Origin of the sequence: Halarchaeum sp. P4 (genome assembly GCF_051195175.1) — an archaeon.
Classification (GTDB): domain Archaea; phylum Halobacteriota; class Halobacteria; order Halobacteriales; family Halobacteriaceae; genus Halarchaeum.
The window spans coordinates 119,783-133,708 of sequence record NZ_JBNTKC010000005.1 but is presented as its reverse complement, the minus strand read 5'-3'; the positions used below and the strand labels follow the sequence as shown (position 1 = coordinate 133,708).

Below are 13,926 nucleotides of genomic sequence, written 5' to 3'. Positions count from 1 at the left end.
GTTACTCGATGAGGATGTCGTAGTTCGGGTGGAAGATGCTGTTCGTGCGCACGCCCGCGTACGTCGGCGTGTCGTGCCACGACACCGACTCGTAGCGTTCGGCGTAGCGCCGGACGTACGCGCTCCCGTTCGCCGGGTCGAGTGCGGGCCGCGGGCCGGGTGCGAGGAGGGTGAAGCGCTCGACGCGCTCCGTCTCGGGGTCGGCGTCGATGTCCTCCCACGCGAAGTAGGGCGCGGCCCGCGTGAAGCCCGCCGCGGCGATGGTGTTGTAGTGTGCGGCGCGATGCTGCGTGTAGGATTGGCGCGAGTACGTCCACGTCGCGACCACACCCCGCTCGGTGAGGTGCTCGCGGAGTTCGGTGTAGAACTCCGTCGAGTAGAGCGAGAGGAGGTCGTCGTCGGTCGCGCCCGGGACGTCGAGGAGGATGAGGTCGTAGCGCGTCTCGTGCTGCTGGAGGTAGTGGAAGGCGTCGGCGGTGTGCGTCGTCTTGTTCGGGTACGTGTAGGCGTCGTCGTGGTACTGCGCGAGATAACTATGGTTTTTCGCGCGCTGCATGAACTCGCCGTCGATGTCGACGTGGTCGACGGTGACGTTGTGGGCGCGCAAGTAATCCATCGCCACCCAGTCCCCGCCGCCGACGAGGAGGACGTTCGTCTCGCTCCCGTTCGCGTAGAGCGAGAGCGGGACGTCGACGAGGCCGTGGTGGTAGCTGTCCGCCCACGAGTCACAGAGCTGAATCGCTTCATCGAGGCGGAGACAGCGCTCGCTCGTCCCCTCGAAGAGCGGGTTCGACCCGGTTCCCGTCCACGTCCGGGTGTATTCGGTGACGCGCTGATAGCGTGTCGTCCACGTGTCCGTCACCGTGACGTCGAGCGCGCCCTCGGGATAGTCGAGTTCGTAGTCGCGGCCGAAGTAGTACTCCGAGACCTCCTCGTTGACGGTGTTCGCGCTCGCGACCGCACCCCCGGTGGTCGCGGTGAGCAGGAGGCAGACGACGAAGAGCGCGCGACTCGTCGAACTGACCGGCCGGGGCAGATAGCGGGTGAGGCCCGACCGGAGTGGTGGCGTGCCGACGGTGAACGCGAGCGCGGCGAGGCCGTTCAGGAACGCGAGGACGAACACGGACGCGATGAGGCCGAGCTCGGGATAGAGGACGAAGACGTAGACGAGCGACCCGGCGAGCCCGCCGATGTAGTCGACGCCGAGTACCGCCGCATACGCGCTCGTCCGTCCGCGCTCGTCGTCATCGTTCGTCGTCTCGACGTCGAACCCGAGCGCGAGCACGCGCGTGCAGGCCGCCTTCGTCGCCGCGACGACCCCCGTGAGGCCCGTCGCGAGCACCCCCGTAGGGACGTCGCGCTCCGCAGTCCGTGTCTCTTCGGCGAGCGCCGTCAACAACGGCAACTCGAACCCGGAGAGGAAGCCGATGGCGACGATGGGAATCCGGGCGACGACGCCGACCACGGGCGCGTACGCGGCCGGATAGCGCAGCGTCCCGAGGACGATGACGCCGAGGAAGCCCAGCGGCGCGACGAGCGCGAGATACGTCTCCACGCGGAAGAAGTTCGGCCCCGCCTCCCCCTCGAGACGCCCGGAGAGGAACGACCCGAGTCCGAGCGAGGAGAAGAACAACCCGATGGTGATACCGTACTGGGTGACGCTCCCGCCGAAGACGACGGTGTAGAGTTCGGCGAACACCAGCTCGTAGGCGAAGCTACAGAGCGCGACGACGAACGTCAGCGCGTGCAGGAGCGACAGCGGATACGACTGGCGGGACTCGCGGGCGGCCATCGGGCGCGACGCTCAGATGCGCGGGGAGACCTTCCAGCGCTGCTCGATGGTGTAGGAGTCCCCGGCGTCCTCGACGAGGACGTCGACGCACTCCCAGCCGAGGTCCGTCCCGCCCGGCGTCTCGAGATGCGTCCCGACCCGGTACCAGCCCGGCTCGGAGACCGTGATCTCGACCGTGTCGTCGGGGTTCGACCACGTCTCGTCCCACGGCACCGGCCCGGCATCGGGCAGACTGCTCTCCTCCTCGTGCGTCTCGCCGATTCGCGCCACCGCAATCGCGGCGATGACCGTCTCGGCGCGCGTCACGTCGTCCTCGTGGTTGTTGTACCACGACCCGACGTACGCGCCACCATGGTACTTCGCGCGGCCGTGATGCGTGCGGGGCGCGTCCGAATAGCCGGTCGCACTCCCGCGCCCGGTCGCACCGCGGGCACCGCCACCGCGGCCTTTCGCCGCGCGCGCACCGCCAACCGGCGAGAGCGACGCGAGGAGCGAGTCGCCGTCGACGCTCGCCGTCGAGTTTGCGGACGTCGTCGAGTTTGACGCCGTCGAGTTCGTTTCCGGTTCGTTCACGGGGACCTCTTCCCGACGCGTCGTGACCCACGGGTCTTGTGCGAGGTCGGCGACCAGCGCGCCGTCCTGGAGGGCGACGTCTTCGATCACGTTCGAGCGGCGGGGAGGAGGGCTGCTCCCGGACCCCGTACAGCCGGCGAGGGATCCGGTCGCGAGCGCAGCGAGAGCCGCGCTCTTGCGGAGGACTGCTCGGCGCTTCATGTTACCGTGCTTGTGCTTCTCCGTGAAGAGAGTACCGCTGCGCTCGTCCGCGACATCGCCCAGGTCACCAACCGCTACCAGAAACAAATCGAAGCCACGGGCCTCTAGTCTCCGCCCCGGACGACGTGACCATATTTCAATAGGGCAACGAACACGACTCCGCCGACTGCGTTCCCCATCGTGGCGAGCGCGAGGAACGATACGTAGTCCATCACCGAGATGTGGGGTGAGAGAAAGACGCCGAATAGCACCTCGACGTTCCCCGCAATCGAGTGCGGGAGATGGAGGATACCGATGACAGCCGTCACGATCAAGATGATCAGGAGACGGCTTGTCGTCTCTCGAGCGGCGGTAACTAGCCATGCTAGCAGTCCCATCAGCCACCCTGCAAGCACGCCGGCACCGAAGATCCACGCGAAGTCGTGGTGAACGAGTGAGAGCGCGATTGTCTCGAATGCCGATTGTGAGGCGACACCGAGGTCGGGTAGCAGCGTAACGATGAGCGCGACGAACGCCGCACCACCGATGATGTTACTGATGTAGACCAACCCCCAAAGGCGGCCTAGTTTCGCGAGTGATGCGCGGCCGTCAAGGACCGGCATTACGGCCACAGTCGTATGTTCGGTGAACAGTTCCAACCGCCCTAAGATGACGAACATAAATCCGACAGAGTAGGTGCTCGCGAGTAGCAACTCCGTTCCGAGATCACCATACCCACCCGGTGAGAGGGTGAGCATTACCGCCATCAGTAATGGACCAAACCCGATATCGAGACCGGCTGAGAATCCAGACAGTACCAACCCGTTCGTCTCACGGTTGATTTCATGGAGGCCACTTTCAATCAACGAGTTGAGTACTTCTGTCACTCCCATCGGATTGACCGTGTTCTCGCTTTCCGGTCCTAGCTTCTTCACGTACTTCCTCCGTCGACGGCGCTCCAAAAGTATATTGACCGAGAGAAATCACACATCACGCCGTATATACGACTGACGCAGCAAGTACGTGCATGGTCGAATTTTTGGTTGCAGTTGGGTTAGCTGTAGCCGTCTTCGTCGGGTTCAATATTGGTGGGTCTTCGACAGGTGTTGCGTTCGGTCCGGGAGTCGGCAGTCGCATTGTCAGAAAAGGGACTGCCGCCGCCCTCTTCACCCTCTTCGCGCTCCTTGGTGCCTGGACAGTTGGGCGGAATGTAATCGACACGATGAGCAGCGAAATCGTCGCTGCCGCTGCGTTCTCGCCAGAAGCGAGCGTCGGTGTCCTCTTTTTCACTGGCACAGCACTCCTCATCTCCAATCTCTATGGTGTCCCAGCATCCACCTCCATGACTGCTGTCGGGTCGATCGTCGGGCTCGGGCTCGCAACAGGCACACTCAATAGCGCGTTGATGTTCACCGTCCTCTCCGCGTGGATCATCTCCCCGCTGATCTCCCTCTTTGCCGGCGCGCTCTTTGGCCGCTATCTGTATCCGCACCTCAACGCGAAACTCGCGTTCGGCCGACTCCAGAGCCCGCTCGTCAAAGTAGACCAAGGCAAACTACTCCCCCGGCTCAAAATCAACAAGAACGCGGCATCTCGAGACCTCATCGGCTCCACACTCGTCATCACAATCGCCTGCTACATGGGCTTCAGTGCCGGCGCATCGAACGCCGCCAACGCAGTCGCACCACTAGTCGGGAACGGTGCTCTCGATGCCAGTCCAGCAATTCTGCTCGCAGTTGGCGCAATGAGCCTCGGCGCGTTCACAATCGCACGCCGAACACTCGACACCGTCGGAAGCGACATCACCGATATGCCGATATTGGCCTCACTTATCGTCTCAACCGTCGGCGCGACGATCATCACACTCCTCTCCTGGCTCGGGATTCCAGCGAGTCTCGCAGTGAGCACGACCAGCTGTATCATCGGTCTCGGTTGGGGTCGACTCAGCCGCGCTCGCACACTCGTCGAAATCATCACCCCAACGACTGAGGGCACGTCCGCTCCGGCCGCTTCTGCCAGCGGGATTGCCGCCGCGGACGCTGATAGCGATACTGAAACCCCTGTCAACCCGACGGTCGGGGAGCTTGCAGAAGGCGAAATCCCCGACCCCGAGGAGCAACAAGCACCTGAAGATGCGATTCCGGCAATCGGTGAGGAAACACCGATGGCAGCCGGCAGTCTCTTCGATTCCGCAGCGACAGCCCGCATTGTCGTTCTGTGGGTTCTCACACCTTCGATGGCAGTCGCTGGGTCCTACCTCCTGTTCTCGTTCCTCATTTAGGGAGGGTGCGTCCCGTATCCCCACCCGAATTCGAGTGCTAGACCTCGAACACTGGGCATTTCCGTGATTTCGGGCCTTCAGCGTAATTGCAAACTTTAATCGGGCTGTCGACAACATAGCTGAAGAAATGGAGGAGAGCATCTCGGGGTTCCGCGAGCGCGGGTCGTGGGGCGACCTCGTCGAGCACGGCGAACGCATCACGGCTGCACTCAGGGAAGCCGACAGTGACGACCCGTACCGAGAGGCCTACAAGGAGTGGGACGACTGGCGTCCCAAGACCCACGAGCGCCTCACCACCGACGTCAACGAGAAGACTGCCGAGCAGGCCAGCGTCGGCGAGGGCGAAGGCGAGAAGGAAGGAAAGGACGCCGACGACGACCTCCAGACCGCCGGCGAGCGTCTCTCGGAGTCCTACGAGAAACTCGGGGACGACACCGAGGGCGCCGTCGAGAAGTGGAACGAGTCCATCGGCCACGTCGCCCGCGCCGCCGATACCGCCGGCCGCAAGGCCCTCCGCAAGGTCGAAAACACCGTCTACAAGAACGTCATGACCCAGGTCGCTCCCTACTACTTCGACAACGACCTGATTTCGGCGAACGTCCAGCGTGTCCGCGGTGCGGACGACGCGTACGTCTTCGAGGTGCAGGTGAACGATGACGACCTCCGTGACGACGTTCGAGAGGTCCTCCACGAGTACGAGGCCGACGTCGAACGCTGGCACGTCGACACCGAGAAGGAGACCGACGCCGCCACCGCCGCCGAGGGCGTCGAAGCACCCGACGAGCCCGACGAGGCGAAACACACCACGAACTGACCCGACAGCCCTCCCTCTTCCGAATATCGGTTTCCTGTCAGTCGCTCCGTGAGGAGGGAGCAGTCGTGTCCACTGTCAGCTAACGCTCCGTTTGACGAACAAACTCGTGGAGTTTCTCTTCGATGCGTGTTGCGACGCGCTCGCTATATTGCCAGAGTGCGGCGTTGAGTCGTTCCTCAGTCTCGTCGTCGAGCTCGTCGGCGCCGCGGAGGACGGAATCTTTGGTGATCTGTGGGTGGTACACACAGACAACTCCAAGTGAGGTGTCTGAACTCGAGGTTCCTGCCGTGTGGATTCCGTACTGGTCGGTTCCCCAGACACCATCGCCGCCCTCTCGCTCCAGTTCGGAGTCGAGCGCATCGAGCAATCGTACCTCTTCGGGGGAGAGAAGGGGATCGTCACCGTCGAACAGTTCAGCATACGCCTCCATGCGAGCACGCTTCGTCCACTGATCTAACCGGGACCGCGCCTGTAGTACGAGTTGTCGTTCATCTGGAAATTCGGCCATGGTTCTGTGTGGACGGCCGGGACCATCAACGTTCGGCCGTTCACCCTGGTTGCTGGGTCTGATTGACTCTCAGCCGTCGTGTCGAGTCGCTGCTTTTTCGCCAACAGCCCACCGCATTCTGGACAGTGGTGTGTCCGCGAGGGTCCTGCCGTCTCGTGGAACACGGCAGTTCCCCTTCTTTATGGAACTCGCTCGCCTCTGGCCCTCCTATGGGAGTGCTCTCGTATTTTGGCTCGGCGTTTCACGTCTTGCTCCAGTCTCGGCCTCCGTTCACTGACTCGCTGACGATTATCGCGGTTGCAGTTGTCCTCGGGGGCGCAATCTGGTATCTCGGAAAGCATCTTCAGTCCCGTGTTCGAACCGAGATAGCCGAACTCACGCGAGCGGGGCTGCTCCTCATACTGGCCACTGCCGTCTCTCTCATCTTGTTGTATCGGTGGAATGCGACGATTGACGCGCTCAAGATTGCGGGCGTCGTTCAGGTCGGTGTCGATACGGGTGTCCGCGCACTGCTCTCAGTCGTCCTCTTCGTCACCGCATACACCCTCACTCGTGTTCTGAAAGAGCTTCTTCTGGGTGGCACGCGTTCGGGAGATCAAACGATATCGGAGCATCAGCGTCGTGTGAGCTTCTACGTCGGGCAGATTTCACTCTACGTCGCGGCGGTGGCTGGAACGTTCTCACTCTGGGGCGTCCAGCTGAGCGATCTCCTGTTGGGGGCTGGCGTTCTCGGGATTATACAGAGTAGGCGAGAAAACCCACGAGTTCAGTCGTGGGATGAATCGCCGCACAGTTTGCAACCACTGAAACCGCAACGTTTGAGTTCCAACGTTGTGTTTCTGTAATTGTCGTTGCGATGGTTTCCCATCGTGACTGACTGTCCGAGAACTGGCAGTTGACTTGGTGTTTGCCGCATCAAAACGTAAGCCTTCGGACACACAGACCGACGGTAAACAACCAGATACCTCCGAGTCCCCCACGGGATAGGAGTAACGGGGGCGTGGCACTCCCATCGGCGTGTCGGGTCGTACACGTAAGTTCCCAAACCAGCGCACACGGGCGTGGGAAGCCCACGACGTTAGTCGTGGGAGGATGTCACTCTTGGGTTGGCGTTTCAAAGTACGCTCGCGTCGGTTCTCGCGGGATTCGTCCTGATGCTTTCGCGACCGTTCGACGTCGGCCACTGGGTTCGCATCGGTGAACATGAAGGCTTCATCACCGAAATCACCGTGAATCACGTTCGCCTCCGCAACCTCGACGGCGAGCACGTCGTCCTCCCGAACGAGGCCGTCGGGAGTCGCACGATCATCAATCGGAGTGTGGAAGGGAAACTACGACACCGCGTCGAAATGGGGATTGACTACGACGCGGACCCCGAGCACGCGCGGACTATCGCCCTTGGAGCAATGGCGAACCTTGACGAGATCATGTCTCAGCCCGAACCACAGGTCTTCCCGATCCGGTTCGATGACTCGTCGATCGTACTCGAACTCCGGTTCTGGATCGACAATCCAACACCACAGCGGAAGTGGCGGGCAGTCCAGACCGTCATTCAGAGCGTCAAATCTGCGTTCAAACGCGAAGGAATCAAAATCCCATTCCCGCAGCGCGAACTCACGGAGCGCAGCGCGAGCGGTCCCTTTGGCACTACCAATGCTGATCAACCTAACCCCGACCAGCGGGAGTGAATAGTTGTCGGAAGTGGTGGGGCAATTGATGTTGCTGTGCCTCCTTGTGTCTTAGAGTGGTTGCCCTGATTACTGAATACGACGGCTACGACGCGTTCGTCCGCGAGTGGCATTCGGAGACGCTCACTGACGATGATGGTTCTCTCGAAGACGCCCGGAGCCGAGGACTGCTCAACGAACAGAAATCCCGGCACATCTGGCAATTACTGGGGCTTCTTGACCCGGATGAACTGCTCATCCAACTGCCGGAATGGCTGGCTGACGAAAAGGGTGAACCCACGGAGAGAACAACCCCGATAATGTTCGTTGGCACCATCACCCGCGAAACGGACGACGCGATTCTGTTCGAGAATGCCGCGGCCGCACAACCGCTCATGCAACTCGCACACAAAATACACTCACTCGAAAAAGGGATCGCAAACAAAGGGGGCGATACCGATTCCCATGAGCGGTTAACAACGCAGCTGGAAGACCACCGACAGCAGTTTGGCGACCGGGATTCGCTTCCAGGCCTCTCCGATGAGTGGCTTCCAAAAAGCCAGCTCGTAACCGCTGTTCGGCGGGTTTGAGGAGTACCTGTTGTCGTCCCTAGAGCTATCCGGCTGGAGACCCATCAGTATAGGATGGGAGACGATAAGCGCGCTCGAGACAAGCAAGCCCACGACGCCGAAAGACGCCAGCAAGAGCGTGAGATTGCTACCGAACTGGAGCGTGGAGACGAACCAGAGCCACCGATGGACGGAGCGGAGCTCACTAGTTTTGAGTCGGAGCTCGAAGAGCAACCATTCCCGGTGACGGGGAGTGAGCTCGTCGCGGCGATCGGCGATCACGAGCTCGAGTCGGTTGAGGGGAGCTACAGTATCGCGGAGCTAATACCGGAGACAGACGAGGAGACATTCGACTCACCCGCCGCTGTCCGGGTACAGGTACGGCGACCGACAGTCGCGGCAGCCATGAAACGAGTGGTGGAGGCCAGCACGTCGCTTCAAAATACGGAGTTCAGTTGGTCACAGCGCGAGGCGTACGAGACGACCTTCCAGGAACTCAAAGCGATCGACGGCGACGACGACGATGAAGGAATCCAAGCCATCAGCGACTGGATCGTTGCGCGAATCCACGACGAGGAACTGCTCCCGACGTCCCGGGCGGTACGCCGAGAAGCGGCGAAGTTCTGCCGAGCGAACGGCTATCAGGTCCGGAACGACGAGTGGCTCGGCATCTAGACCACCGAGCCCCAATTGAACGGCACGGCCACTCGCCGACGACGGCTGTACGATACGCCTTGGGTGCGTCCTCCGCGACTGCCATCAGTCGATTCGATGCGCGCGATCGTCCGGGTTTGTGTGGTTTCGCGCCCGATAGCGGCCGTTTGATGGGCTGATACGGCCGCTAGTCGTGGCTCGTCACGAGTGCGTGGAGACGCGTGGCGTAGTCGTGGTGCAGGCCGTCCGCGCTGAGGTGGCTGAGGAACCCGAGGAGGAACGTCGCGCTCGCCGCGAGGGACACGGCGCGAACCGACGTTCTGATCGGTCCGTCAGCGCCGAGGAGGAGGCTTACACTCGCGCCGATGCAGAGCGCGACGACGATTCCGGTGGAGAGGCGGTGTGTGACCGTTCGATGACTCGGTCGTAGTATCGGGAAGAGCCGCCACGTGCCGAGCCACGTCGCCCACGCCAGCGACGCGACGAGGCCGCCACCGAGGAACGCGCTCGGCTGGCCGGTGACACGTCCGAGTGTCTCGATGACGGCCGGCTGATAGCGGAGGCTGATGGCGAGCGCGAGTGCGCCAGCGAGGACCGGGCAGCCGTGTGCACCGTAGCGGTGTGGAATCGACGACGGATGGTCGAGGTCGGGGAAGAGCGCACCGGCGAGCGTGATGGGGAGGGTCGCCATGGCGAGTGCGAGCGCGCCGAGCGGGCTGACGCCGACGAGGTACGTGGTCACCACTATGGCGACGAGCACGCTGTGGGTGGCGATTCCCCAGCGGAGGTGTGTTTCGAAATCGCTCATCGGTTGGTGTGGTCGTCGCGGGTGTGGTCTCGTGGCGCGTACATGGGTGGATGGTGGTGCACGCGTCGTTCAGTCCTCGAAGTCGAATGCGGCGTCATCGGACTCCGTGTCGCGCGTCGTCCCGATCGACGGCGCGTCGCTGGTGGTCGGGTCGTCCTGTGTCGTGCCGCCGAGGCTCTCGATGGCGTCCGTGACGGTGCGTTCGGCGCTGGTGGGCAACGGCTGGTTCGCGACCGAGCGGAGGGTGTCGCGTGCAGACGACCGGAGGCGGCGTCGGTAGACGAGGCCGACACCGCAGGCGACGATGGCTGCACCGCCCGCGCCGAGCGCGCCGCTGACTATCGGTGGGAGGCCGGGGGTGTTGGCGTACGCCGCTTGGTCCGGGGAGACCGTGGGTGCCACGGGTGTCTCGGTTGTGACGACGCGCTGCGTGCGGACGAACTGTGTTTCGACGTCGACGGTGGCGAGCGTCTCGCCGCTCGGGAGTACGGCTTTCGGGTAGACGCGGAAGCTGATGGAGGCGGTTTCGCCTGGGTCCATTCGGTCGATGTCGAACGTCGGGGGGCGGTCGGCGCTTCGCGTGATGACTTGGTCGCCGCCGGTGGTCTCACTCGTCGTGATGGATGACGGCGCGATGAACGCCGCGCGTTCGGCGTCGAGGGTGAGCACGGTGTTGTTGATCGGGCCGCTGCGCTCGGTTGGTGCGACAGTCACGGTCACCTCGACTGCGTGGTCGGCGTCGGCGCTCGTCCCGACGAAGGTCTGGTTGACGTGGACGGGCGGGGTCGGGGCGTTGCTATTCGCGGTCACGGGGCCGGCGGCGACGCCGAGCGCCAGGACGACTGCGACGACGAGGATGAGTGCGCCGGCGCTGTGGCGCTCAGTCATCGCCCTCACCCCACTCGGGCAGGGCGGTGTCCTCGATCTGACTCCGCATCGACACTGGGTGGTGGTCGGGTAGCAGTTCCGGGTAAGCGTAGGAGTCTTCGAGCGGAATCGGGGTGCCCCAGAGGGTGGGTCGGCCGCGTTCGAGGGAGTCCCGGAGGTCGCCGTGGTCGAAGTTGTCGAGCGCGAGGTCGCCGTGGTAGGCGAGCAGGCCGATGCGCTGGTCGTCGGTACAGACGACCGTCTGCGGTTGCTTGTTGAATTCGTCGGTGGCGACGGTCTTCGGCGCGGTGCCGTTCGCGTCGTTCTGCCAGATCCGTTCGCGGACCTCCTGCGTGCAGAAGACGACGGGCCGGCTCCGACTCGGCCTCCGAACCTCATTTCGTGTCTCGAGGGTTGCGCCGAGCGCGCCGTCCTCGTGGGTGTCGAGCGTCTGCTTGAGGAGGTCGACGATGCGGTCGGTCTGCATCACGCCGCTGTCGATGAGCGAGGTGATCCCCGACTCACCTGAGAGGCGGTCGTCACTCAGCTCGACGCCGCTCGTGATGGGGAGGGTGATGAACCGGCCGAGCGGTGCTTTCCGGACGTCTTCGATGTACCGATCTAGTTGGTTTTTGGCGGTGTCGCGTTTCTGTCTGGCTGTCGTCCGATTGCTCGACGCCGTTTCGCGGGCGTCTGTGAGCGTGGTGTGGCGCGCCTCGAGCGACGCGATCGCGTCGTCGCGCTCGCTCTTGATGTCTTCGGCGAGTCCGGCGAGTCGGTCGTGTTCGTCGCGGGCGTCGCGGAGCTGCTGGAGGTGGCGGCGTTTGCGTTCGAGCCGCTCCTTCACGTTCGTGTATTCCTCGCTTCCGGTGAGGCGTGCGCGGAGGCCGAAGTCGTCGAGCTCGTTCGAGAGGGACTGAACCTGCGATTCGAGCATCGGCTCGATGGTCTGCACGAACTGGGTTTTCGGGGAGTCCGTGGCATCGAACGCGGGGTCGTAGCGCTTGATTTCCTCGTCGTGCTTCTCGACGAACGTGTCGACGAGTGAGCTGAAGCGGTGGTTTCGGAGCGCCGTGGTGGCCTCCGCGTGCATCGCGGCCATGAAGACCGCGCGCTGTATCTGGTCGCCGTCGACGCGGTCATGGAAGGAGTGTGTTCGGCGGTCCTGGTGCTCGCCGAGCTCGGCCTTGATGCTGTCGAGGCGAGTGTACTGTGGGTCGATGTTCCCCGCGATTTGCTGGGCGCGCTCGAACTCGGTTGCCATTGCGGCCGGGACTGGAATGTCGTCCTCATCGTCGCTGGCTTCCGTGGCGGGCACGGGGTCGCCGTCGCCTCGAAGCACGTCGTCGGCGTCGATTGCGGCATCGAGTTGCGCGAGGGCCGCGTCGTAGGCCTCGATCTCGTCCGTCAGTGATTCGACGGTGTCGGCGTGGTTCTGATACGTGGTCTTCTTCTCGAACAGGGTCTCGATCTGCTCGGTCGGGACTTCGAAGTCGAGACCGCGCGCCTCGTAGAAGGTGTGCTCGAGGACGTTCGCTTCGTTCTCGATGTCGTCGAATTGGGGTTGGTCCTTGCGCATCCATTCGATGATGACGCGTGCTGCTGTCCGGTCGACGCCGTCCCGGTACTGGTCGTCGTCGCTGCGGTCCTCGTCGTAGCGCAGGAGGAAGACGCCCGAGAAGGGGTTTTCGGTGATGGTGTACGCCGTTCGCCTGGTGCTCGTCTGGTCGCGTGAGGCGAGCAGCGGGATGCGCAGCGGGTAGTCGGTGTCGCCGTCGTAGTTGGTGATGGCGCGCAGTTCGTCGAGGAACGCGAGCGAGTTCGCGATGTAGCGCCAGTCGATGTCGGGGACGTCGCCGCCGCCGTTGAAGTTGGTGGCGCTGGCGATGCTGCAGACTGTCCAGTGCTCGAAGCCGGGAGAGACCTCCTCGTCGAGGTCTTTGATCACCTCGTGGAGTAACCCGGTGATGAGGGGTGCGATGCCGGAGCCGGTTCCGCCGCCTGCACCGACCATCTGGAAGACGTTGACGGCGCTCGGCCCGCTGACATCGGGGTCGTTCTCGAAGTGGGTGACGAACTGTTTGATCGTGCGACGAATCTGGTCCTCGTAGCTGCCGACGCGCTCGGGGTTGTCGAAGTGGTAGCGGCCGATGCCGGGTTGGCGAATGGAGCCGTCGCCGCCGCCGAGGGTGGCGTCCTCGGTGAGGTAGTGCCGGTCGTGCTTGTCGTGGTCGTGGAACCGCCGTTTGGGTGTCTTCAGTGTGACCGTCTCGACGGTGTCGCCGAGTTCGTGGGAGTCCTCGGAGCCGGCGTTGATGGCGATCATCTTGATGCGCTTGCGGACGCCTTCACGCTCGGCGAGCTCGAGCACTGCTTTCCCCATTTCGATGCCGCCGTCGCCCTCACAGACGAGTACGGTCGGCGTTTCGGTCAGGATTTGGTCGTCGTCGTCGGCGATGGTGACTGTGGTGTTTTCGGCCATGGGTGGGTGTGAGGTTGACGCGGTCCGTGTCGCGCCGTCCTCACTTCCCACAAGAACCCACTATATCACAACACTAACACTTTTCCCGAATGGGGTATGCGACCGCTGCGCGGAAGGCGTTCCACGCGTGGAATCGGGACGACCGACCAGTTCTAGAACGGCGACGACGGCATGAATCCCGGGTTCCGAGACACCAGCTCGCCGAGATCCTCGTCCGGGCCACCGTCGTCGATCTCGGGGAACATCCGCATGAACTGCGTCCACGAGAGCACCCACGCGGACGGGTTCTCGTCACTCAGCATCTCCGCGCTCGCGAGGAACACGACGTGCGTCCCTTCGACCTCGAAGCGCTCGACGGCGGCATCCGGGAGCTTCCCGGGTGCGCGAATCCGCGCGTTCTCCCCGGGATAGCCGTCGACGATGTTCCAGTCCGCGTACCGGTAGTCGGACTTGTGCGCCGGCGCGTTCGAGATGAAGACGAAATTGGAGCCCGCGTCGTAGTTCCAGTGCACGATCGGGTCCTCGCCGTCATCGACGATCCACTCCTGTGCGAGCTCGGGTAACTGGACACGGCGGTTGCTCTGCACGGGCCGGGGTTCCTGAAGCGGCCACGCGTCGTCGAACGCCGCGCCGTCTTCGTGACTCGCTCCGCCGCTCCCCCCGTCGGTGGCCGCTCGTCCGGCCTCGTCACGTCGCACGTGCTCTCACCTGTCAGCGCGTACTCAGTCCCC

General features: G+C 63.2%; 14 protein-coding genes. 6 read left to right on the top strand and 8 right to left on the bottom strand.

From position 1 onward, the window contains the following. Position 1: 1 nt before the first annotated feature. The 3 genes from ACQUS8_RS14945 to ACQUS8_RS14935 all read right to left on the bottom strand — a co-directional run bounded on the left by ACQUS8_RS14945 (position 2) and on the right by ACQUS8_RS14935 (position 3,438). Positions 2-1,792, bottom strand: coding sequence for a spermidine synthase (locus ACQUS8_RS14945; protein WP_435102538.1), 1,791 nt, complete (start codon positions 1,790-1,792; stop codon positions 2-4). Positions 1,793-1,804: 12 nt separating this feature from the next. Further along, on the bottom strand, positions 1,805-2,566 hold the full coding sequence (locus ACQUS8_RS14940; protein ID WP_435102536.1) for a hypothetical protein: 762 nt from the start codon (positions 2,564-2,566) through the stop codon (positions 1,805-1,807). Between the two features lie 104 nt (positions 2,567-2,670). Further along, positions 2,671-3,438: a formate/nitrite transporter family protein gene (locus tag ACQUS8_RS14935; protein ID WP_435102630.1), complete on the bottom strand. Its 768-nt coding sequence runs from the start codon at positions 3,436-3,438 to the stop codon at positions 2,671-2,673. A gap of 134 nt (positions 3,439-3,572) precedes the next feature. On the opposite strand from ACQUS8_RS14935, the gene ACQUS8_RS14930 reads away from it, so the two are divergent. Both ACQUS8_RS14930 and ACQUS8_RS14925 read left to right on the top strand, forming a co-directional pair. Then, complete coding sequence (locus tag ACQUS8_RS14930; RefSeq protein WP_435102534.1) at positions 3,573-4,826, top strand: anion permease; 1,254 nt, start codon at positions 3,573-3,575, stop codon at positions 4,824-4,826. A gap of 127 nt (positions 4,827-4,953) precedes the next feature. Further along, a complete protein-coding gene (locus ACQUS8_RS14925) occupies positions 4,954-5,640 on the top strand; it encodes a DUF5828 family protein (RefSeq protein ID WP_435102532.1) in 687 nt (228 codons plus the stop codon). Between the two features lie 79 nt (positions 5,641-5,719). Here ACQUS8_RS14925 and ACQUS8_RS14920 read toward each other — a convergent pair whose 3' ends face one another. Beyond that, positions 5,720-6,148 carry a DUF7539 family protein gene (locus ACQUS8_RS14920; RefSeq protein WP_435102530.1) on the bottom strand — a complete coding sequence of 143 codons (429 nt, stop codon included), beginning with the start codon at positions 6,146-6,148 and terminating at the stop codon, positions 5,720-5,722. Between the two features lie 209 nt (positions 6,149-6,357). Between ACQUS8_RS14920 and ACQUS8_RS14915 the strand changes: the two genes are divergently transcribed. The 4 genes from ACQUS8_RS14915 (at position 6,358) to ACQUS8_RS14900 (ending at position 9,059) form a co-directional block, all read left to right on the top strand. Continuing rightward, a complete protein-coding gene (locus ACQUS8_RS14915) occupies positions 6,358-6,993 on the top strand; it encodes a hypothetical protein (protein WP_435102528.1) in 636 nt (211 codons plus the stop codon). A gap of 261 nt (positions 6,994-7,254) precedes the next feature. Further along, positions 7,255-7,836 (top strand): mechanosensitive ion channel family protein, encoded by a 582-nt coding sequence (locus ACQUS8_RS14910; RefSeq protein WP_435102526.1) that lies wholly within the window; start codon positions 7,255-7,257, stop codon positions 7,834-7,836. Positions 7,837-7,892: 56 nt separating this feature from the next. Further along, positions 7,893-8,405, top strand: a complete 513-nt coding sequence (locus ACQUS8_RS14905; protein WP_435102524.1) for a hypothetical protein — start codon at positions 7,893-7,895, stop codon at positions 8,403-8,405. A 54-nt stretch (positions 8,406-8,459) separates the two neighbouring features. Then, positions 8,460-9,059, top strand: a complete 600-nt coding sequence (locus ACQUS8_RS14900; RefSeq protein ID WP_435102522.1) for a DUF5789 family protein — start codon at positions 8,460-8,462, stop codon at positions 9,057-9,059. A gap of 166 nt (positions 9,060-9,225) precedes the next feature. On the opposite strand, the gene ACQUS8_RS14895 is transcribed toward ACQUS8_RS14900, so the two are convergent. The 4 genes from ACQUS8_RS14895 to ACQUS8_RS14880 form a co-directional block, all read right to left on the bottom strand. Beyond that, a complete protein-coding gene (locus tag ACQUS8_RS14895) occupies positions 9,226-9,846 on the bottom strand; it encodes a hypothetical protein (protein ID WP_435102520.1) in 621 nt (206 codons plus the stop codon). A 69-nt stretch (positions 9,847-9,915) separates the two neighbouring features. Beyond that, entirely contained in the window at positions 9,916-10,734 is an 819-nt protein-coding gene (locus tag ACQUS8_RS14890) for a hypothetical protein (protein WP_435102518.1), read from the bottom strand. Continuing rightward, positions 10,727-13,195, bottom strand: coding sequence for a tubulin-like doman-containing protein (locus ACQUS8_RS14885; RefSeq protein ID WP_435102516.1), 2,469 nt, complete (start codon positions 13,193-13,195; stop codon positions 10,727-10,729). The genes ACQUS8_RS14890 and ACQUS8_RS14885 overlap by 8 nt, the downstream gene beginning before the upstream one ends. Positions 13,196-13,347: 152 nt before the next feature. After that, positions 13,348-13,893 (bottom strand): hypothetical protein, encoded by a 546-nt coding sequence (locus ACQUS8_RS14880; RefSeq protein ID WP_435102514.1) that lies wholly within the window; start codon positions 13,891-13,893, stop codon positions 13,348-13,350. Between the last annotated feature and the right edge of the window lie 33 nt (positions 13,894-13,926).

Bases quoted from the DNA above. Each gene is read 5' to 3' on its own strand.
- ACQUS8_RS14945 (WP_435102538.1), bottom strand. From the start codon at position 1,792: ATGGCCGCCCGCGAGTCCCGCCAGTCGTATCCGCTGTCGCTCCTGCAC.
- ACQUS8_RS14940 (WP_435102536.1), bottom strand. From the start codon at position 2,566: ATGAAGCGCCGAGCAGTCCTCCGCAAGAGCGCGGCTCTCGCTGCGCTC.
- ACQUS8_RS14935 (WP_435102630.1), bottom strand. From the start codon at position 3,438: ATGGGAGTGACAGAAGTACTCAACTCGTTGATTGAAAGTGGCCTCCAT.
- ACQUS8_RS14930 (WP_435102534.1), top strand. From the start codon at position 3,573: ATGGTCGAATTTTTGGTTGCAGTTGGGTTAGCTGTAGCCGTCTTCGTC.
- ACQUS8_RS14925 (WP_435102532.1), top strand. From the start codon at position 4,954: ATGGAGGAGAGCATCTCGGGGTTCCGCGAGCGCGGGTCGTGGGGCGAC.
- ACQUS8_RS14920 (WP_435102530.1), bottom strand. From the start codon at position 6,148: ATGGCCGAATTTCCAGATGAACGACAACTCGTACTACAGGCGCGGTCC.
- ACQUS8_RS14915 (WP_435102528.1), top strand. From the start codon at position 6,358: ATGGGAGTGCTCTCGTATTTTGGCTCGGCGTTTCACGTCTTGCTCCAG.
- ACQUS8_RS14900 (WP_435102522.1), top strand. From the start codon at position 8,460: ATGGGAGACGATAAGCGCGCTCGAGACAAGCAAGCCCACGACGCCGAA.
- ACQUS8_RS14895 (WP_435102520.1), bottom strand. From the start codon at position 9,846: ATGAGCGATTTCGAAACACACCTCCGCTGGGGAATCGCCACCCACAGC.
- ACQUS8_RS14890 (WP_435102518.1), bottom strand. From the start codon at position 10,734: ATGACTGAGCGCCACAGCGCCGGCGCACTCATCCTCGTCGTCGCAGTC.
- ACQUS8_RS14885 (WP_435102516.1), bottom strand. From the start codon at position 13,195: ATGGCCGAAAACACCACAGTCACCATCGCCGACGACGACGACCAAATC.